This window comes from Aeromonas salmonicida (genome assembly GCF_028355655.1).
In the GTDB taxonomy this organism is placed as follows: Bacteria; Pseudomonadota; Gammaproteobacteria; order Enterobacterales; family Aeromonadaceae; genus Aeromonas; species Aeromonas salmonicida.
Genome location: NZ_CP110645.1, coordinates 2,035,755 through 2,053,810 on the forward strand (window position 1 = coordinate 2,035,755; position 18,056 = coordinate 2,053,810).

The 18,056-nt window shown below is 57.6% G+C and carries 18 protein-coding genes, 1 tRNA gene and 1 riboswitch; of the genes, 15 read left to right on the forward strand and 4 right to left on the reverse strand.

What is annotated here, in order from left to right; genetic code table 11:
* Window positions 1-8: 8 nt before the first annotated feature.
* Entirely contained in the window at window positions 9-587 is a 579-nt protein-coding gene (rrtA, locus tag ONZ54_RS09830) for a rhombosortase (protein ID WP_011898635.1), read from the reverse strand.
* Here rrtA and ONZ54_RS09835 point away from each other — a divergent pair.
* From ONZ54_RS09835 to ONZ54_RS09855, 5 genes are all read left to right on the forward strand, one after another.
* Entirely contained in the window at window positions 586-1,206 is a 621-nt protein-coding gene (locus ONZ54_RS09835; RefSeq protein WP_271788032.1) for a tRNA-uridine aminocarboxypropyltransferase, read from the forward strand. The genes rrtA and ONZ54_RS09835 overlap by 2 nt on opposite strands.
* A gap of 23 nt (window positions 1,207-1,229) precedes the next feature.
* A complete protein-coding gene (gene queC, locus ONZ54_RS09840) occupies window positions 1,230-1,937 on the forward strand; it encodes a 7-cyano-7-deazaguanine synthase QueC (protein ID WP_021140295.1) in 708 nt (235 codons plus the stop codon).
* Window positions 1,938-1,998: 61 nt separating this feature from the next.
* Entirely contained in the window at window positions 1,999-2,670 is a 672-nt protein-coding gene (gene queE / locus ONZ54_RS09845) for a 7-carboxy-7-deazaguanine synthase QueE (RefSeq protein WP_271788267.1), read from the forward strand.
* Between the two features lies 1 nt (window position 2,671).
* The gene (locus ONZ54_RS09850) at window positions 2,672-2,902 is read left to right on the forward strand and encodes a DUF3820 family protein (RefSeq protein WP_005315061.1); all 231 of its coding nucleotides are present in this window, start codon (window positions 2,672-2,674) and stop codon (window positions 2,900-2,902) included.
* A complete protein-coding gene (locus tag ONZ54_RS09855; protein ID WP_011898638.1) occupies window positions 2,899-3,462 on the forward strand; it encodes a cob(I)yrinic acid a,c-diamide adenosyltransferase in 564 nt (187 codons plus the stop codon). The genes ONZ54_RS09850 and ONZ54_RS09855 overlap by 4 nt, the downstream gene beginning before the upstream one ends.
* Window positions 3,463-3,528: 66 nt before the next feature.
* Here ONZ54_RS09855 and ONZ54_RS09860 read toward each other — a convergent pair whose 3' ends face one another.
* Window positions 3,529-3,936 carry an H-NS family histone-like protein gene (locus ONZ54_RS09860; protein WP_058394089.1) on the reverse strand — a complete coding sequence of 136 codons (408 nt, stop codon included), beginning with the start codon at window positions 3,934-3,936 and terminating at the stop codon, window positions 3,529-3,531.
* 320 nt (window positions 3,937-4,256) lie between these two features.
* Window positions 4,257-4,428, forward strand: a riboswitch (Lysine riboswitch).
* 86 nt (window positions 4,429-4,514) lie between these two features.
* Between ONZ54_RS09860 and ONZ54_RS09865 the strand changes: the two genes are divergently transcribed.
* Window positions 4,515-6,095: a Na+/H+ antiporter NhaC family protein gene (locus tag ONZ54_RS09865; RefSeq protein WP_005315093.1), complete on the forward strand. Its 1,581-nt coding sequence runs from the start codon at window positions 4,515-4,517 to the stop codon at window positions 6,093-6,095.
* Window positions 6,096-6,199: 104 nt separating this feature from the next.
* On the forward strand, window positions 6,200-6,781 hold the full coding sequence (locus ONZ54_RS09870) for a thymidine kinase (RefSeq protein WP_265468089.1): 582 nt from the start codon (window positions 6,200-6,202) through the stop codon (window positions 6,779-6,781).
* 59 nt (window positions 6,782-6,840) lie between these two features.
* Here the strand turns inward: ONZ54_RS09870 and ONZ54_RS09875 are convergent, their stop codons facing one another.
* Window positions 6,841-8,178 carry a flavohemoglobin expression-modulating QEGLA motif protein gene (locus tag ONZ54_RS09875; protein WP_005315095.1) on the reverse strand — a complete coding sequence of 446 codons (1,338 nt, stop codon included), beginning with the start codon at window positions 8,176-8,178 and terminating at the stop codon, window positions 6,841-6,843.
* Window positions 8,179-8,336: 158 nt separating this feature from the next.
* Here ONZ54_RS09875 and ONZ54_RS09880 point away from each other — a divergent pair, with 158 nt between their 5' ends.
* Both ONZ54_RS09880 and ONZ54_RS09885 read left to right on the forward strand, forming a co-directional pair.
* Window positions 8,337-8,792 carry a type III secretion system chaperone family protein gene (locus tag ONZ54_RS09880; RefSeq protein WP_271788033.1) on the forward strand — a complete coding sequence of 152 codons (456 nt, stop codon included), beginning with the start codon at window positions 8,337-8,339 and terminating at the stop codon, window positions 8,790-8,792.
* Between the two features lie 237 nt (window positions 8,793-9,029).
* A tRNA-Ser gene (locus ONZ54_RS09885) sits at window positions 9,030-9,117 on the forward strand.
* Between the two features lie 472 nt (window positions 9,118-9,589).
* Here ONZ54_RS09885 and alr read toward each other — a convergent pair.
* Window positions 9,590-10,693 (reverse strand): alanine racemase, encoded by a 1,104-nt coding sequence (gene alr, locus ONZ54_RS09890; RefSeq protein WP_271788034.1) that lies wholly within the window; start codon window positions 10,691-10,693, stop codon window positions 9,590-9,592.
* Between the two features lie 1,234 nt (window positions 10,694-11,927).
* On the opposite strand from alr, the gene hybO reads away from it, so the two are divergent.
* Genes hybO through hybE form a run of 6 tightly spaced genes read left to right on the forward strand, consistent with a single transcriptional unit; the run spans window position 11,928 to window position 18,011 of the window.
* Window positions 11,928-13,061: a hydrogenase 2 small subunit gene (hybO, locus tag ONZ54_RS09895; RefSeq protein ID WP_125608912.1), complete on the forward strand. Its 1,134-nt coding sequence runs from the start codon at window positions 11,928-11,930 to the stop codon at window positions 13,059-13,061.
* A complete protein-coding gene (gene hybA / locus ONZ54_RS09900; RefSeq protein ID WP_271788035.1) occupies window positions 13,058-14,104 on the forward strand; it encodes a hydrogenase 2 operon protein HybA in 1,047 nt (348 codons plus the stop codon). The genes hybO and hybA overlap by 4 nt, the downstream gene beginning before the upstream one ends.
* Window positions 14,097-15,284, forward strand: a complete 1,188-nt coding sequence (gene hybB, locus ONZ54_RS09905; protein ID WP_005315106.1) for a Ni/Fe-hydrogenase cytochrome b subunit — start codon at window positions 14,097-14,099, stop codon at window positions 15,282-15,284. The genes hybA and hybB overlap by 8 nt, the downstream gene beginning before the upstream one ends.
* Entirely contained in the window at window positions 15,281-16,984 is a 1,704-nt protein-coding gene (gene hybC / locus ONZ54_RS09910; RefSeq protein WP_271788036.1) for a hydrogenase 2 large subunit, read from the forward strand. The genes hybB and hybC overlap by 4 nt, the downstream gene beginning before the upstream one ends.
* A complete protein-coding gene (locus tag ONZ54_RS09915) occupies window positions 16,984-17,514 on the forward strand; it encodes a HyaD/HybD family hydrogenase maturation endopeptidase (RefSeq protein WP_059168084.1) in 531 nt (176 codons plus the stop codon). The genes hybC and ONZ54_RS09915 overlap by 1 nt, the downstream gene beginning before the upstream one ends.
* Window positions 17,496-18,011: a hydrogenase-2 assembly chaperone gene (gene hybE, locus ONZ54_RS09920; RefSeq protein ID WP_271788037.1), complete on the forward strand. Its 516-nt coding sequence runs from the start codon at window positions 17,496-17,498 to the stop codon at window positions 18,009-18,011. The genes ONZ54_RS09915 and hybE overlap by 19 nt, the downstream gene beginning before the upstream one ends.
* Window positions 18,012-18,056: the final 45 nt, after the last annotated feature.

Sequence of the window (18,056 nt, forward strand, 5' to 3'; positions counted from 1 at the left end):
GGTAGAAGTCACTCCTTGACGGTTTGGGTACCCAGACTGACGGGCAGCAGGCCGAGCAACAGGCCCGCTCCCGAGCCAATCAGATGCGACTCTATGTGTACCCGGGCGCCGATAAGGGCAGATACCGGACTTCCCCCCGCACTGTAGAAGTCCACCCCCAGTTTGATGGTCACCCCCAGCAACATTAGCCAGCCCGAATAGCGGCGATAGCGGATATCCTGCAAGGCTCCCCATACGAACAGGCCGTGCAAGGCGCCTGACAACCCCATATACCACTGGGTTTGCGGACACCACCACCAGATCCCGAGGCCGACGGCGCAACCCAAGAGCAGCAGCAGTACCGGCAGGCGGCAACCCGTCAGGTATTCCCGAAACAGACTGTAGAGCACGCACAGACCGCTCAGGTTGAGCAGCAGGTGCCACAGATTGGTATGGGCCAGATTGCCTGTTATGATGCGCCACCCTTCGCCCTGGGCGATCAGGGCTCGCTCGAAGGAGAGCAGGTGATTCGGTACGGTGAAAAAGAGCAACAAGCTGGCGAGTGAAAGCGTGATAACCCAGAGCAATCCTGATTTTTCAGACAACATGAAACGGCCCAACGACAAGAACAGTCGATACTGTACACGTTGCACCAGAGCCCTCAAAGCCTGCCTTTGTGATTATATTCGGCAGGTATCCCATCTCGCTCCCCTTCATATTCTGCAGCACCCGAGCGAAGCAGGGCATCCCAAGGGTACAGCCGCTCTGTTGGCCGCGTCCCTGACCCAGGCCCGTATTCATGTGGGAGAAGACTTTGCCGGGGCTCAGTGGCTCAATGCCTTGCTGGCGGATCCCAAGATGCACAGTTATCTGCTCTGGCCCGACGAGCAGGCTCTGGGGCTGGATCAGGTGCGAGAGCGAATCGTGCAAAACGATGAGGGCGGCAAGGTCTGCTTCATCCTGCTCGATGGCACCTGGCGCAAGGCGTATCGCATGTTGCACAGCAATCCGGCCTTGCTGCGGTTGCCCAGGATCAAGCTCGGCGCCATCCCTGGCCAGTACTCCATTCGCAAGAAACCCTTTCCCGAGGCGCTGTCGACCCTGGAGGCTGGCTACCATCTGTTGTCCCAGTGGGAGGAGGAGCCCGAACGCTTCGCCCCGCTGATGACCCTCTTTACCCATTTAAACCAGCAGTGGCATGACTTTGCACAAGGTCGCCGCGTGTGAATTGCAAACCAGGAGTGATGAACGTGAAAAAAGCCGTCGTGGTATTCAGTGGTGGGCAGGACAGTACCACCTGCCTGGTACAGGCTCTGGCCCATTATGACGAGGTGCACGCCATTACCTTCGATTATGGCCAGCGCCATCGGGAGGAGATTGAGACCGCTCGCCGGTTGGCCACTCAGTTTGGGATCGCCGCCCACAAGGTGATGGATGTGACCCTGCTCAATGAACTGGCCGTCTCAGCCCTGACCCGGGACGAGATCCCGGTCAGTGGGGAATTGCAGGACAACGGTCTGCCCAACACCTTCGTACCGGGTCGCAACATATTGTTTCTGACCCTGGCGTCCATCTATGCCTACCAGGTGGGGGCCGAGGCGGTGATCACAGGGGTGTGCGAAACTGATTTTTCCGGCTACCCAGATTGCCGTGACGAATTCGTCAAGTCGCTCAATCAGGCCGTCTCTCTGGGGCTTGATCGCGGCATCCGTTTTGAAACCCCGCTGATGTGGCTCGACAAGGCTGAAACCTGGGCGCTGGCGGATTACTACGGCCACCTGGAGACGGTGCGCCAGCAGACACTCACCTGTTATAACGGCATTGCTGGTGATGGCTGTGGTCACTGTCCTGCCTGCGAACTGCGTAGCCGGGGGCTGGATCTGTATCTGGCCGACAAGGCGGGGATCATGGCCCGGCTGTACGAGAAAACCGGATTGTGTGAGAAAAGCGGACTGTGAGCCTGCGTCTTGCCCTTGCTTGGGGTATAATCCGCGACTTTTGCAACAAGCCGTGACCGTGATGCACTACCCAATCAACGAGATATTCCAGACCATCCAGGGGGAGGGCATCTTCACCGGCCTGCCCGCCATCTTCGTTCGCCTGCAAGGCTGCCCCGTGGGTTGCCCCTGGTGCGACACCCGTCATACCTGGATTGTTGATCCTGCTCGTGAAGTGGGGGTACAGGCGGTGCTGGACTGCTCCAACGAGTCTGATAACTGGAGCAAGATGAGCACGGATCAGATCCTGGCCAGTTTCCAGCAGCTGGGTTATCAGGCTCGCCATGTGGTGATCACGGGGGGCGAGCCTTGCCTCTATGATCTGCATGAGCTCTCCACCGTCTTGCTGGCGGCGGGATATCAGGTGCAGATCGAAACCAGCGGTACCAGCGAGATCAAGACTCACGACAGTACCTGGGTCACTGTCTCGCCCAAGATTGGTATGAAGGGGGGCCTGTCCGTGCTGGTATCGGCGCTTGAGCGTGCCAACGAAATAAAGCACCCGGTTGCGACCGAGCGCCATATCGAGGAGCTCGATGCCCTGCTGGCAACCGCCACTTTGCGCCCGGATGTGGAAATTGCGCTGCAGCCCATCAGCCAGAAGCCCCGTGCTACCCAGCTGGCGATGGCAGTCTGTATTGCCCGTAATTGGCGGCTATCTATCCAGACTCATAAATATCTGGATATTGATTAATATGGAGTGGTTATCCGACGAGCGTGTGCTGCTCACCTTGGCCAACAAAATGCCTTACGGCAAATATCAGGGGCGGCGGATCATCGATATTCCGGAGCCCTATCTGGTGTGGATGGCGCGCACCGGTTTTCCTGCCGGTGCGCTGGGTCAAACGCTGGCCCTTGCCTATGAAATCAAGCTGAACGGGCTCGAATCCATGATTGTTCCCATTATTAACAGGATGTCGGTATGAGGATATATACGAGGCAGGGCGATAAAGGCATGACCCGACTGGCCGATGGTGTGCAATTGGCCAAGGATGAGCTGCGGGTAGAAACCTATGGCTATATCGATGAATTGAATTCTCATATAGGTCTGCTCATTGCGGAGGTGCCCGCAGCTGAAACCGGTTTATTAGCCGATCTGGTATTATTGCAGCAAGAGTTGTTCGATTTGGGTGGGGAGTTGGCTTTTTCCAGCGATGGCCAGCATGAGGCCATCTGGCAGGTAAATAACGAATGGACCTTGCGCCTTGAGCAGCAAATCGATGCCTACAGCGCCAATTTACCCCTGTTGCGCAATTTCATTTTGCCGAGTGGTTCCCGTGCTGCGTCACAAGCTCACGTGGTGCGAACCCTGACCCGTCGCTGTGAGCGCCTGCTGCTGAGTTTGAGCCGTGCAGAGCAGATCAATCCGGCCATACTGCCCTATGTAAACCGGCTGAGTGACTGGTTCTTCACCATAGCCCGCTACCTGCTGGCCTGCACCGGGACGCCGGAAGTGCTCTGGGTCAAGGCGGCCGAACGGGGCTGATGGCGTTATATCAGGCAATAAAAAACCTCGCAGTGCGAGGTTTTTTATTGGTCGGTGATTTGCCAATCAGATGGCAAATTCCTCGATGGATTTGCCTTCGGCAACGGCCTTGGCAATCGCGGAAGGCATACGGCCCTGACCGGTCCAGGTCTTTTCAACACCATTATCCAGATAGCGGTATTTGGCAGGGCGTGGGGCACGCTTGCCTTTTTTCGCAGCCTTGGCTGGCTCGTTAGCCACTGTGCCAACCAGCTCGGCAGGATCAATGCCAGCGGCTTTCAGCATTTCGGTATATTCGTTAATTTTGCGCTGATGTTCTTCACGGGCCTGACGATCGGCGGCTTCATCCTGCTGACGTTCGGCAACAATAGCGGAGAGTTTTTCCAAGCCTTCTTCCAATTGTTCCAGAGTCAACTCACGGCACGCTGCGCGCAAGCTACGGATATTCAGCAGTACTTTCAAAAATTCGTTCATAGTGTCCACCACGCGAGCAAAGGAGGGAATTAAATGAAAAGAGTAATTTTGGGTAATTTATACGCCAGCTTGCTATTAAGTCAAGATAAGCAAAATAATAAATTCAGCGTGCAAAATAAGTGAACTGTTTTGAGTTCAGACTGGATTCAGTAATATTGAATACGTCATACCCGACTGAGTTCCAAGCAGGTGAAAATAGCGACAAAACCAAAATGTTTGCACCATTTGACTACCTTTTCCCCATTTTAAAATGGCCAACGTGGGGATTTAATCAAAAAACTTGCCATAACGTGCCAGCACGATAAAATGTGCCCCGAATACCTTTAAGTAGAGGCGCGCTGCCTATGACTACTTGTGCGGAGGGTGATGCCTGTGATGCACAAGGAAAGGAGTCAGCGCCGAAGTAGCCAGGCCATCATACCGGGCTGCTGGTTCTGCATCGAACAGGTGCAGGACTGCCATAGTCATCCACTATGGAGCGCTACCTGAAGGGGCTGAGGAGTATAACCTCCCCATGGGTTTTGTTTCTTTATCCTCTCGGTAGATCTCCACCTGCTGTCTTTAGGTGCAAAGAGATCATGGACATCATTCAGTACGCCGACTCAGGTTGGTCTGTCGTTCCCCCCTTGTTGGCCGTCGCCCTGGCGATCCTGACCCGCCGCGTCCTGCTGTCGCTGGGGGCGGGGATCCTGACCGGCAGCCTGCTGCTCAATCAGTTTTCTCCCCTCGATTCCCTGCATTACATCTTGAACACAGTGCTCAAGATCTTCTGGGTCGATGGCGCGCTCAATCGTGACAACGTCAACATGATACTGTTCATGCTGCTGTTGGGTGGCCTCATCAGCTTGATGAGCGTCTCCGGCGCCACCCGCGCCTTTGCCGAGTGGGCCGAGCGCCGTGCCAAGACCCGCAAGGGGGCCAAGGCGCTCACCGGCATGATGGTGTTTGCCTTCTTTATTGATGACTTCTTTCACAGTCTGTCGGTGGGAGCCATCTGCCGTCCGGTGACGGATCGCTTCCAGATCTCCCGCGCCAAGCTGGCCTATCTGCTCGACTCCACTGCGGCCCCCGTCTGTGTGCTCATGCCCATCTCCTCCTGGGGCGCCTACATTATCGCCCTGGTAGGCGGCATCATGGCGGCGCACGGTCTGACCGAGCAGAGCCCGATTGCTGCGTTTGTCGAGATGATCCCGATGAACCTCTACGCCGTGTTCACCCTGATCATGGTGCTGGTGGTGATCGCGTTTCAGTTCGATATCGGCCCCATGCGTCAACATGAGCAGTGGGCGCTGGAAGGCAAGCTGTGGGATGAATCCAAGGGCCGTCCCATCGGTCTGGATATGGAGAGCCCGGAGGAGAGCAATGGCGGCATGATTGACATGGTGCTGCCGATCCTGACGCTGACCGCCGCAACCGTCTACTTCATGATTGACTCAGGGGCTTCCGTGCTGAGCGAGAAGGGGCTGCCCTTCAGCGTGCTCGGTTCGTTCGAGAACACCAATGTCGGCTCCTCTCTGGTTTACGGTGCCCTGTGCAGCCTGGTGGTTTCCATCGGCCTGGCGCTGCGCCTCAAGCTGGGTGCCAAGAACTGGATCAAGGCCGCGCCCCAAGGGGTGATGGCCATGCTGCCGGCGATCACTATTCTGCTGTTTGCCTGGGCTATCGGCTCTGTGGTGCGGGATGTGGAAACTGGCAAATATCTGGCTTCCCTGGCGAACGGCAACCTGCCGATCGAAGTGCTGCCTGCTGTGGTGTTTATCCTCTCCTGCGCCATGGCATTTGCCACCGGTACCAGCTGGGGCACCTTCGGCATCATGTTGCCCCTGGCCGGTGACATGGCGGCCGCCAGTGACATCAGCCTGATGTTGCCTATGCTGGCCGCCGTACTCGCAGGCTCAGTGTTCGGTGATCACAGCTCGCCCATCTCCAGTACCAGCATATTGTCGGCCACGGGTGCCGGTTGCCATCATATCGATCACGTCATGACCCAGCTGCCCTATGCGCTGACCATCGCCTTTGGTGCCGCGCTCGGCTACCTGGCCATGGGGTTGATGCATTCCGTGCTGGCGGGCTTTAGCGTCAGTGCGCTCTGGTTCGTGGTGTTTACCACTTATCACCTGCGCAAAGCGAAAACACGGCCGGCGCTGGCCACCGCATAACGCACAAAAAACACACTTGAAGAGCAAGGGGCCCATGGGCCCCTTGGTTTTGTCCGGGGCTTTGGTTAGCATGCGCCCCATAAATTCAGTTTCGGAACAGCATAATGGCTTCACTGCACTACAAATTTGCCACCATGAATTCAGGCAAATCCACCCAGCTCATCCAGGCCCACTTCAATTATCTGGAGCGTGGCATGCAGCCCCTGGCCATGACACCGGCCATCGACGATCGCTTCGGCGCCGGGGTGATCAGTGCCCGGGTTGGATTGGAGTTGAAGGTGGAGGTGTTCAGTGATACCTGCGATCTGTTCGACATGGTCAAGGCGCGCCATGCAGTAAAACGCATCGATGTGTTCATCGTCGATGAGGCCCAGTTTCTGACCCGCGAACAGGTCTACCAGCTGGCCCGCATCGTCGATGAGCAGGATATTCCGGTGATCGCCTATGGCCTGAAGACCGACTTTCGGGGGGAGCTGTTCCCCGGCTCCTACCATCTGCTATGCCTCGCTGACAAGTTTGAGGAGCTCAAAAGCATCTGCTGGTGTGGCAACAAGGCCCACATGAACTCACGGGTGAGCGAAGCCGGGCAGGTGATGCGCGATGGGGTGCAGGTGGAGATAGGCGGCAACGATCGTTATGTGTCCCTGTGCCGCAAGCACTATCTGGCCGGGCGGGCATATAAATAGTCTGATAGGAATGACAGCAAGGGCGCCTCTATGGCGCCTTTTTTGTTGCCGCCCGCGGCTCAGTCTATCTCTATATCCACCGGCGCTATGATGGGGTCGGCCACCGGCAGGCGGTGAAACAGTTGGCGAAAATGGTGCTGTACCCGGCCTATGTCCACCAGAGACATGCCGGAGGCGAAACCAAACCAGACATAGAGTCCGGTGAGGTCGCGAAACATGGGGGGCAGATAGCGGGGGGCGTCGATCAAGCCCTCCAGATAGTGCTGATAGAGCACGGGAATGTCATCCAGCGTCACCTTGCCGACGAACAGCATGGGCAGGATTTCAGGTACTCCTTCCAGCACGGCGCTGCGAATGAAGTTGACCGTTTCCACGTAGCCACGCACGTAGGAGAGATCCTTGGTAAAGCAGGCCCCCCCTTCGACCATGCCGCCGCGAAATACCCGCTGGGTGATCTTGTAGGCATCGTGCTCGCTGGTGCCTTGTTTCACAAAGTGCTGGAACACTTCGACAAAGTCGGCGCCATGCTCCGCCATGTCGATGGCCATCACCCTGTCCGAGATACGCTTGGCCCGATCCGGAAAGGAGCTGAAGGTGAGGGTTTCAATCAATACTGCCAGCCCCTCCTGACAAGCGGTGATCCGCGGCGAGCCGGCACTGAGCCAGGTGGCGTAGGGTTGCTGGCGGCCGTTCAAGGTCGTGCCCACGTGGACCCAGCCTTCGTGTACTTCCAGCACTTGCAGATCCAGCTCGGAGAAGCGGGCGTGGGAGCTGAGCTTGATGTAATCCCCGCCGGCGGCGGCATCCGAGACAATGCCATCGCTCAACTTGACCTGCACAGTCCCCTCGCTGAAGTAGCTCGACAGCTTTCCCTGCAGCTTGGCGACCGCCGCTTCCCCTTCAAACTCCTTGGGATAGGGGCGCACCAGATGACGGGCGCCGGGCAGGGAGAAGATATCGCACAGACGGGCACCCAGCTCCTTGAGGGTCTTGCGATCGCCTCGCAGGTGGTCGCTGGCGGAGCCATAGAGCAATTGGCTGTAGCGCAGAAAGTCAGGTTGCCCGCGCTGGCGGAGCATCTCGATCACCACCATGTACTGATCGACCGTTTCTTGCAGGATGCGGCCCAGATCGTCCTGGGGGCCCAGCTTTCTGCGGATCCTGTCCCTCAGTTCCTTGAGTTCCAGATACTTGTTGCGTGGATCGAAGCCAAGGGGGAGGGTTTCGTAGAAGTGCTGGCCGATGGCGGGCAACTCTCGTCCCCCCTTGGCCAGAAACTCGGCCTGAAGATGACGGGGCCACTTGATGGCATCCAGAATACGGATGGGCTTTTGCAGAGTCAGCAGTTCATCCGAGAGGGATTTCAGATGCAGGCGATACTTTTCTTGGATGGTCATCTGGCCTTCTGTCGAGCGAAGGTGGTGCGAGAATGGGCTGAGTATATGCATAGCGCTTGCCAAAAAGAAGCGGAGCCCCTGCTTATCCGGCCACTGCACTTTTGGTTGCCGGAAAATTGGTTTAGACTGCGCCCCTTGATCCTTATCGTGTCGTGGAAATGATGAATATCCCCAGCTCTGAAATGATAATGCGTTGGTTGCAGCAGGCTCGCATCGAGCACTATGTTTGCGACCAGTGTCATGGCATCCACATTGTCTCCCTGCAGTCTGTCGACGGCATTCAGGAGAGCCGGATCTTTGTCGAAGAGGAAGGGTTGCTGTTTTCATCCGAGCTGGAAGTGCGCCCTTCGGCGCTGCTGCCGCTGATGGCCGAACTGGGTCGTCTCAACATGCAATACCCCTCGCTCAAGGTGTTCCTCGATATCATCGACGACAACCTGCCGCGCCTCATCGTCGGTCACACCGTCTTCACCAAGGTGGGCCTCTCCGTGGAGCAGTTCCTGTTGTTCGTTGAAAGCACCACGGCCGCGACCCACGAAGTGGTCTCTGAATGCGAGCGTCTCGGCTTCCTGAATCTGCCTGAAATACAGGTCGGATCCGAATCTGTGCATTGATTTGTGCGTTAAATGTGCGAACGGTTTCTTTGGCGAAAAAAGCCGTTGACGCAGGCGGGGCTTTCCCCTAAATTACGCCCCGTTCCAGCGCAACAGTGCTGCGAACCTAGTGTTGGCTGAACACGTTAATCAACAGACCAAAATTTGGTGAGGTGTCCAAGTGGCTGCCCACCGACGAAGTCGGCAAAAAAGCGCACGTAGTGTGCTCCGAAAGCCACTTCAAAAAAGTAAAAATTTGGTGAGGTGTCCGAGTGGCTGAAGGAGCACGCCTGGAAAGTGTGTATACGGCAACGTATCGAGGGTTCGAATCCCTCCCTCACCGCCATATTTAAAGAAACCGACCTAATGGTCGGTTTCTTGCTTTCAGATGTGCCATTTTTCTGCGATATCCCCCTTGTGTGCGATGCTATTTGGTCATGTCTTTCGTACCGCTATGAATTGAGAAAGCCCCATGAGATCCATGGGGCTTTTTTGTGCTTGAAGATGCACCGGCTGATGTTGTGGCAGAGGAGATATTGTCAGTCGCGACGTGGCATCTGCATGGAGGAATCGGGCAATCTGTGCATCCTGAGGGAGGGAAGGCATGAATACATCGAGTGTCAGGGCCGGCTGCATGCAGCGACTCGCGCGTGAATCGACGCATGGAATATGCAACAGGACAGCAAAAGGTGGCTGGTCATGATGCCAGCCACACGCCAGGCAAATTGATGGTGTCGGTTTTATTCACCTCAATGGTGGAGTGCCTGCCTGATGGAGGTATGTCATTGTGCGAGTGAGAGATGACAATGCAGGCCACATCAGCTTGCTGTCGTCAACAAGCCCCGCTTGCTGGCGGGTTTGATGACGACTCTCGACGTGAGCCGGGTCAGGAGCTCATAGGGGATGGTTCCTATCTTTTCTGCCACCTGCTCCACCGGCAGGCCATCCCCCCACAGGATCACCTCATCCCCCGTCTTGTCACCGGCACCGGGCCCAAGATCGACCGTGATCATGTCCATGGACACTCGCCCCACTATGGGGACCCGCCGACCATTGATGAGCACAGGGGTTCCCTGAGGTGCCATGCGTGGATATCCATCCCCATAGCCGACAGCGACCACGCCCAGAGTGGTGTCACGAGGGGCCACCCAATGGCCGCCATATCCTACTGACTCCCCTTGCTCGCACGGTCTGATGGCGATGAGCTGGCTCCTGAGGGTCATGACGGGACGCAAATCATGATCGGATGCCAGCTGTCCGCCAAAGGGGGAGGCGCCATAGAGCATGATACCCGGCCTTATCCAGTCGCTGCGAGAGTCTGGCCAGGCCAGGATCCCCGCCGAGTTAGCCATGGCCCTCTCGCCCTGCATCCGTGCTGTGAGTGCATTGAACTCCTCGATCTGCTGCGGGGTGGCTTGGCTATCCTGCTCGTCGGACTGGCTGAAATGGGTCATGAGATGAAAGGGCTGCACCACGTTCTTGCAGTTGGCCAGCCGCTCGACAAAGGCGGGAATATCCTGCGCCCTGAGCCCCAACCGGTTCATTCCCGTATCAAGCTTGAGCCAGACGGTGATCGGTGTCGGCAGGTCGGCCTGCTCAAGCAGTGCCAGCTGATCCCAGGTATGAATGGTGGTCTGTAGGTCGTGAGCCGCCAGCAGGGGGAGTGCCTCTGCCGAGAAGAATCCACCCAGCACCAGAATGGGCTTGGTGATGGCGTTTGCCCGCAGAACCAGCGCCTCTTCGATCCGCGCCACCCCATAGGCATCCGCCTGAGACAGGGTATTGGCGACTTGCAACAGACCATGTCCATATGCGTTGGCTTTGAGCACGGCGATGACCTTGCTGTGGGGAGCATGGCGCCGCACAACGGCAAAATTATGGTGCAGTGCATCCACATCGATGCTGGCAGTAACAGTATTCATGATGGGTTATTTCTTCCATGAAAATGAAGATGGATATTGCCGGCAGCACAATAAGCATGGCGTGTTTGGAAAACGTCATTCAGTCATCGCACTCCTTGTGCGATTAAAGATTTACAATGTCATTTTAATATCTAATTGGCATAGGTATTATCTTTATATTCAGCCATGTACTGACGAGCTAATACCTATTTACAAATAAACCCTCACTGGTATATGGATATAAAATATCGGCCAGTTTGTCTGAGCCCTCCATGGTGAACTGCTTCAATACAGGTAGCAACTTTGTAGGGGCATGGTCACCACGCTGTTAGCACATACACCTGCTTATGTTTTAATTATGTTACCAGTCGTGCTTGTAATGGTAAATAGTGTATGATGAATAATCGTTTTTTGCCAAAATCATGGCATTTTCATCTGCCAATGTTTTTTGGCTGGTGATTTCTATCGCGTTTTCTTGTCGGGGAATTATTTCTGTCTGCAGCCAGGAAACGAATTGCTCCCGGAGGATCGCAAGGGGACATAGCGACAAGAGAAAAATCCACAGTGGTTTCCCCCCTTTTTTCCATTATCTCTGTATGCCTGATACGAGAAACCCTGTGTTGATGAGCGATGATATGTCGCTGGTATTTGGAACAGGGCAATATGCACAAGCAGGGCCTCCGAGGCAATGATGAAGGCTCTCGTATGAGTCATTGGTTGGCGTGCTTATGATACGCTGTCGTCATTGGAGGAGCCTGTGCAGCAAGTGGACGACCCTTTTGAGGCTCTTCGTGTCAGCTTCTCATGCCTGTCGATTAAATACCTGGCCATATGATAGCGTGTCTTATTGGTACCTCCGTTCGCTTCATTAATATTTCATTTACATTAAATAAAGGTGTATCTGGTAGCGGTGTTTATTTTCACCGGGATTACTCAGTGTCAGTAACACCTGCATGGGATAATTTGTGTGATCAGGTATCCGCTCTGAATATTTAGCATCGAGAATTAACGTGTAATTTTAATGTTGTTAATTCAATTTCAGTATTAATTACCCCCTTGTAGGTATTTGTGTAAGCCGGTGCAGGAAGAGTTAAGAGTTTGCTACATATGGTTTTTTTGATTAATGGTGATGGGTTTTATATTTTGGTAATGCCCTGTGGCTTGATAAAGATCAACACGTGAGGAGAGGGGAGTCCTTAGCATTTCCGTCATTAAGCATTTATCAAACAAGTGCTCACTAACGGGAATAAGAAGAATGGTCGAGGATAATTTTTTATCGGCTCATGGAATTAATCGCCGTGACTTTATGAAATTGTGCGCCGGGATGGCCGCAACCCTGGGTCTAAGCCAGAATGCCGTGGCCAAGATGGCTGCTGCGCTCACCAGCCCCGAACGACCGCCGGTGATCTGGATTGGGGCGCAGGAGTGCACAGGTTGCACCGAGTCGCTGTTGCGCGCCACCCACCCCACCATCGAAAACCTGATCCTCAACACCATTTCGCTGGAGTATCACGAGGTGCTCTCGGCGGCCTTTGGTCATCAGGCGGAAGAGAACAAGCACAACGCCATCAAGCGTTATAAAGGCAAGTACGTGCTGGTGGTGGATGGCTCCATTCCGCTCAAAGATGGCGGCGTCTACTGCATGGTGGCCGGTGAGCCCATCGTCGACCATATTCGACGCGCCGCGGCGGATGCTGCCGCCGTCATCGCCATCGGCTCCTGCTCTGCCTGGGGTGGCGTGCCTGCCAGCGGTGGCAACCCGACCGGTGCCGTCAGCCTCGAAGAGGCCCTCGGCAATATCGGCACCCCCATCATCAATATTCCCGGCTGCCCGCCCAACCCCCACAACTTCCTCACCACGGTCGCCTACTACATCACCTACGGCAAGCTGCCGGCGCTGGATAGCAAGAAGCGCCCGCTGTTTGCCTATGAGCGCCTTATCCATGAGAACTGCGAACGTCGTCCGCACTTCGACGCTGGCCGTTTTGCCAAGGAGTTTGGTGACGAGGGCCACCGTCAGGGCTGGTGCCTCTACCATCTGGGCTGCAAGGGACCAGAGACCTACGGCAACTGCTCGACCCTGGAGTTCTGCGATGTGGGCGGCGGCATCTGGCCGGTCGGCATCGGCCACCCCTGTTATGGCTGCAACGAGCAGGGGGTGGGTTTCAGCAAGGGGATCTTCCAGTTGGCCAAGGTCGAGAACCCGACCCCGCGGGTGGATAAACCCGATGTGAAGATCCAGGAGGGGGGCTATACCTCGCCCACAGCCACGGGTCTCATCGGAGGGGCCCTCGGGGTGCTGGTGGGGGTGAGCCTGATGACGGTGCGTGAACTCGGTCGCCAGCAGAAGCGCCACGAAGCCGGGCAGCACCCATCACGGGAGGAATGACCGTGAATAGACGCAATTTCCTCAAATTTGCCTCCGCCAGTGCACTGGCGGCAGGGGCCGGCGTGCCCGGCACCGCACTGGCGGCGGCCAAGAACAAGCCGCCCATTCCCGGGTCGCTCGGCATGCTCTACGACTCCACCCTCTGCGTCGGCTGTCAGGCCTGCGTGGCGGAGTGCCAGCGTTTGAATGGCAACCCGTCCAATCCGGAGGGAGCACAGACCTGGTCCACCAACGACAAGCTGACGCCCTACACCAACAACATCATTCAGGTGTGGAAGAGCGGCACGGGTGAGCATAAGGATCAGCTGGTGGATGGCTATGCCTACATCAAGAAGCAGTGCATGCACTGCGTCGATCCCAACTGCGTCTCGGTCTGTCCGGTGCAGGCTCTTACAAAAGATCCCAAGACCGGCATAGTCCACTATGACCCGAGCGTCTGCACCGGTTGCCGCTATTGCATGGTGGGCTGCCCGTTCGATGTGCCCAAATATGACTACGACAACCCCTTGGGGGCGATCCACAAGTGCGAACTCTGTAACCAGAAAGGGCTTGAGCGGATCAGCCAGGGCAAGCTGCCCGGCTGTGTCGAGGTGTGCCCGACCGGCGCCGTGATTTTTGGCACCCGCGAGGATCTGATGGCCGAGGCCAAGCGCCGCCTGCTGGCGAGCCCCGGCAGCGAATACGCCTATCCGCGCCAGACCCTTACCGCCAACGACCCTTACCTACATGAGGTGCCGAGCTACCAGCCTTACGTCTATGGCGAGAAGGAGGGGGGCGGTACCCAGGTGCTGGTACTGGCCGGGGTGCCCTACACCAAGCTCGACATGCCTGACCTGCCGGAGCTCTCCTCCGGTGCTCGTTCCGAGCATATCCAGCACACCCTCTATAAGGGGATGGTGCTGCCCATGGTGGTGCTGACCGGCCTCTCCGTGCTCATTCGTCGCAACAGCAAGAAGAACGGTCACGATCACCATCAAGGCGATGGCCATGATCAGGGCTCGGGCAAGCAGGGCCATGAAAAGGGAGGCAAGGATCATGAGTAATCACAAGGCGTATCCGCTCGGCGGCAAGCTGGTCAGCTGGCCTGTGCTGGTGCTGGCCCCCTTTGCCGTGCTGTGCGGCATGCTGATCCTCAAACGCCTCTTCTTCGGGCTGGGCTCGGTCACCGATCTCAACGGGGGTTATCCCTGGGGGCTCTGGATCTCCTTTGACCTGCTGATCGGCACCGGTTTCGCCTGTGGCGGCTGGGCATTGGCCTGGGCGGTTTACGTGTTCAACCGGGGCGAGTATCACCCCCTGGTGCGACCGGCGCTCTTGGCCAGTCTGTTCGGCTATTCGCTGGGGGGCCTCTCCATCACCATCGACGTGGGGCGTTACTGGAACCTGCCGTACTTCTACCTGCCCGGCCACTTCAACACCTCCTCGGTGCTGTTCGAGACGGCGGTCTGCATGACCATCTATATCGGGGTGATGGCGCTGGAGTTCGCGCCCGTGCTGCTGGAAAAGTTTGGCTGGAAGGCGTCACTCATTCGCCTCAACAAGATCATGTTCTTCGTGCTGGCGCTGGGGGCGCTGCTGCCCACCATGCACCAGTCCTCCATGGGCTCTCTGATGATAGTGGCGGGGGAGAAGATACATCCGCTCTGGCAAAGCTACGAGCTGCTGCCTGTCTTCTCCTTGCTGACCGCCTTCATCATGGGTTTCTCCATCGTAGTGTTCGAGGGCTCTTTGGTGCAGGCGGGGCTGGCGGGGCGGGGTCCCAACGAGAAGTCGCTCTTCTACAAGCTGACCCAGGTGATCGACATCTTCCTGATCCTGTTTGTGGCGCTGCGCTTTGCCGAGATCGTCATCAACGACAAGTCGGCCTATCTCTCCGAGTTCAATCGCTACGCCGTCATGTTCTGGAGCGAGATTGCGCTGATGCTCTTCCCGCTGCTGGTGTTCCACTGGGACAAGAGCCGCCGGGATTCGCGCATGTTGTTCCTGGGCGCCCTCAGCATGCTGCTGGGCGCGGCCCTCTGGCGACTGGATTACTCCCTGCTCGCCTTCAACCCCGGCAATGGCTACCACTACTTCCCCTCCGCGGAGGAGGTGCTGATCTCCCTGGGCTTCGTCGCCATCGAGGTGTGTGCCTATTTGCTGTTGATCCGGCTCTTGCCGGTACTGCCATCACTTGAACGTGTTCACCAAGATTATCAGGCCCGAGGGAAAGCCAACGTATGAGCCAACGTATCACCATAGACCCCATCACCCGCATTGAGGGGCACCTGCGTATCGACTGCGAGATCGAAGGCGGCATAGTCACCAAGGCCTGGTCGTCCGGCACCATGTGGCGCGGTATGGAGGAGATCGTCAAGGGCAACGACCCGCGCGATGCCTGGATGATAGTGCAGCGGATCTGCGGGGTATGTACCTCCATTCACGCCATCGCTTCGGTGCGGGCGGTGGAGAACGCCATCGGCGCCAAGGTGCCGGTCAATGCCCAGTACATCCGCAACCTCATTATCGCGGCCCACAACATCCACGATCACATAGTCCACTTCTACCAGCTCTCGGCGCTGGACTGGGTGGACATCACAGCCGCGCTGCAGGCCAATCCGCAGAAGGCGGCGGATATCCTCAAGGGGGTCTCTACCTGGTCTCTCAACAGTGCCGACGAGCTGACCAAGGTGCAGGACAAGATCCGCGCTTTGGTGGCGAGCGGTCAGCTCGGCATCTTTGCCAACGGCTACTGGGGTCACAAGGCCATGAAGCTGAGCCCGGAGGTGAACCTCATCGCAGTGGCCCACTACCTGCAGGCGCTGGAGTGCCAGCGCGATGCCAACCGCATCGTCGCCATCCTGGGTGGCAAGACGCCCCACATCCAGAACCTGGCGGTGGGCGGGGTGGCCAACCCCATCAACCTGGATGCGCCAAGCGTGCTCAACCTGGAACGGCTGCTCTATGTGAAGAGCTTTATTGACCGGCTCGGCGAGTTCATCGAGCAGGTCTACAAGGTAGATGCCGCCATCATAGCCGCTCACTACCCTGAGTGGCTGGCGCTGGGGCAGGGGGCCAAGCACTATCTGAGCGTGCCCGAACTCCCCACCGACGCCGACGGAGGCAGCTTCCTGATGCCGGGCGGCTATATCGAGAATGGCAATCTTGCGGGTTATCGCCCCATCGAGAGCCATCAGGATGCCTGGCTGATGGACGGCATTGCCGAGAGCAACAAGCACGCCTGGTACAAGGATGATGAGCCTCTCAAGCCCTGGGAGGGCAAGACCGAACCCAACTACACCGGCTGGCAGGATGATGGCAAATACTCCTGGGTCAAATCCCCTACCTTCTACGGCAAGGTGGTGGAGGTGGGACCGCTCGCAGACCTCTTGGTGAAACTGGCTGCCAAGCACCCGGAGACGGTGGCGCACTTCGATCAGCTGAACGGCATCTACAAGGCACTCACCGGCTCTGCCATCAAGACCGAACAGCTGCACTCCACCATGGGGCGCATTATCGGCCGCGCGGTGCGCTGCTGCGTGCTGAAAGACACCCTGGCGCACCAGTGGAAGGCGCTCATCGACAACATCGGCAAGGGGGATTTCACCGCCTACATCAAGGCCGAGATCCCGGCGGACAAGGAGTTTCGCGGGGTGGGTTTTGAAGAGGCGCCGCGCGGCATGCTCTCTCACTGGATCGTCATCAAGGAGGGCAAGATCGCCAACTATCAGGCGGTGGTGCCCTCGACCTGGAACTCGGGTCCGCGCAACTTCAATGACGAGCCCGGCCCTTACGAGCAGGCACTGGTGGGCACGCCGGTGGCGGATCCCGCCAAACCGCTGGAAGTGGTGCGCACCATCCACTCGTTCGACCCCTGCATGTCCTGCGCGGTGCACGTGGTGGATACCCAGAATGGCGAAGTGACTCAGGTGAAGGTGCTGTGATGAACACCCTGATCCTGGGAGTGGGCAACCTGCTCTTGAGCGACGAGGCGGTGGGAGTACGCCTCGTCGAGGCGCTGGGGCGCGAATACCGTTTCGCCCCCGGCATCGAGCTGCTGGACGGCGGCACCGCCGGCATGGAGCTGCTGGAAGCCATGGCCAGTCGTGACCACATCATACTGGCGGACGCAGTGCGCAGCGGTAACCCGCCGGGCACAGTGGTGACCCTGAAGGATGAGGAGATCCCGACCCTGTTTGGCCGCAAGATCTCCCCGCACCAGCTGGGGCTGGCGGACGTGCTCTCGGCGCTGCACATGACGGGGGAGTCGCCAAAGCGGCTCACCCTGATCGGCATAGAGCCTGAATCCCTCGAACCCCGCATCGGCCTCACCCCGCTAGTGGCGGCCGCGATGGGGGAGGCGAAGGATCGGATTTTGACCCTGCTGGCCAGCGTTGGCGCCCCCGCAATGCCGCTTTCCGAACAGGAAAAGGCAAAACAAGAGCAGGAGGGTTTATGGCGCAGTCCCATTTAAGCGAGGTTGATGCCGTACAGGAGTTTGCCGGTTTTGCCAGCAATCCCGCGCCCCTGCTGGTAGCCCAGTACGAGCGGATCGCCCGCGAAGAAATGCAAGGGCTGCCCTTCTATCACGCCACCATGCCCATAGTGGCGGAGTGCGTGTTGTTTGAAGAGCAGTGGCTCGGCTGCGTGCTCACCCCCTGGATGCTGAGCCTGGTGGTGCTGCCGGGGCCGGATCAACGGTGGCCGGTGCGCAGCAGCAGCGATCGGCTCGCTCTGCAGCTCCCCTGCGGCAACATGACCTTTATGGTGGGTGAATTGCCCGAGACGGGACAGCTGCTGGCCTGCTCTCTGATGTCGCCGCTCGATCCCCATCTCGGGGCCGAGCAGGGGCGCTCGCTGGTGAGCAGCACCCTCAAGATGCTGCACTCCTTGCCGCTGCATCAAGGTGCCGTCGGCGTGGATCTGGGGCGCAGACGGCTGTTTGGTGCTCGTCGTGGCCAACCGGCATAGCCGCTAGGTTTCACGCGAAATCAAGTTTAGAATAGGGGCCCGTTT

What these genes read in the sequence shown, in the direction of transcription:
- hybE (WP_271788037.1), top strand. Translation starts at nt 17,496, where the DNA reads ATGGCGCAGTCCCATTTAAGCGAGGTTGATGCCGTACAGGAGTTTGCC.
- hybB (WP_005315106.1), top strand. Translation starts at nt 14,097, where the DNA reads ATGAGTAATCACAAGGCGTATCCGCTCGGCGGCAAGCTGGTCAGCTGG.
- ONZ54_RS09875 (WP_005315095.1), bottom strand. Translation starts at nt 8,178, where the DNA reads ATGACCATCCAAGAAAAGTATCGCCTGCATCTGAAATCCCTCTCGGAT.
- ONZ54_RS09855 (WP_011898638.1), top strand. Translation starts at nt 2,899, where the DNA reads ATGAGGATATATACGAGGCAGGGCGATAAAGGCATGACCCGACTGGCC.
- ONZ54_RS09870 (WP_265468089.1), top strand. Translation starts at nt 6,200, where the DNA reads ATGGCTTCACTGCACTACAAATTTGCCACCATGAATTCAGGCAAATCC.
- ONZ54_RS09915 (WP_059168084.1), top strand. Translation starts at nt 16,984, where the DNA reads ATGAACACCCTGATCCTGGGAGTGGGCAACCTGCTCTTGAGCGACGAG.
- ONZ54_RS09835 (WP_271788032.1), top strand. Translation starts at nt 586, where the DNA reads ATGAAACGGCCCAACGACAAGAACAGTCGATACTGTACACGTTGCACC.
- hybO (WP_125608912.1), top strand. Translation starts at nt 11,928, where the DNA reads ATGGTCGAGGATAATTTTTTATCGGCTCATGGAATTAATCGCCGTGAC.
- hybA (WP_271788035.1), top strand. Translation starts at nt 13,058, where the DNA reads ATGACCGTGAATAGACGCAATTTCCTCAAATTTGCCTCCGCCAGTGCA.
- hybC (WP_271788036.1), top strand. Translation starts at nt 15,281, where the DNA reads ATGAGCCAACGTATCACCATAGACCCCATCACCCGCATTGAGGGGCAC.
- ONZ54_RS09860 (WP_058394089.1), bottom strand. Translation starts at nt 3,936, where the DNA reads ATGAACGAATTTTTGAAAGTACTGCTGAATATCCGTAGCTTGCGCGCA.
- alr (WP_271788034.1), bottom strand. Translation starts at nt 10,693, where the DNA reads ATGAATACTGTTACTGCCAGCATCGATGTGGATGCACTGCACCATAAT.
- ONZ54_RS09850 (WP_005315061.1), top strand. Translation starts at nt 2,672, where the DNA reads ATGGAGTGGTTATCCGACGAGCGTGTGCTGCTCACCTTGGCCAACAAA.
- ONZ54_RS09880 (WP_271788033.1), top strand. Translation starts at nt 8,337, where the DNA reads ATGATGAATATCCCCAGCTCTGAAATGATAATGCGTTGGTTGCAGCAG.
- ONZ54_RS09865 (WP_005315093.1), top strand. Translation starts at nt 4,515, where the DNA reads ATGGACATCATTCAGTACGCCGACTCAGGTTGGTCTGTCGTTCCCCCC.
- queE (WP_271788267.1), top strand. Translation starts at nt 1,999, where the DNA reads ATGCACTACCCAATCAACGAGATATTCCAGACCATCCAGGGGGAGGGC.
- rrtA (WP_011898635.1), bottom strand. Translation starts at nt 587, where the DNA reads ATGTTGTCTGAAAAATCAGGATTGCTCTGGGTTATCACGCTTTCACTC.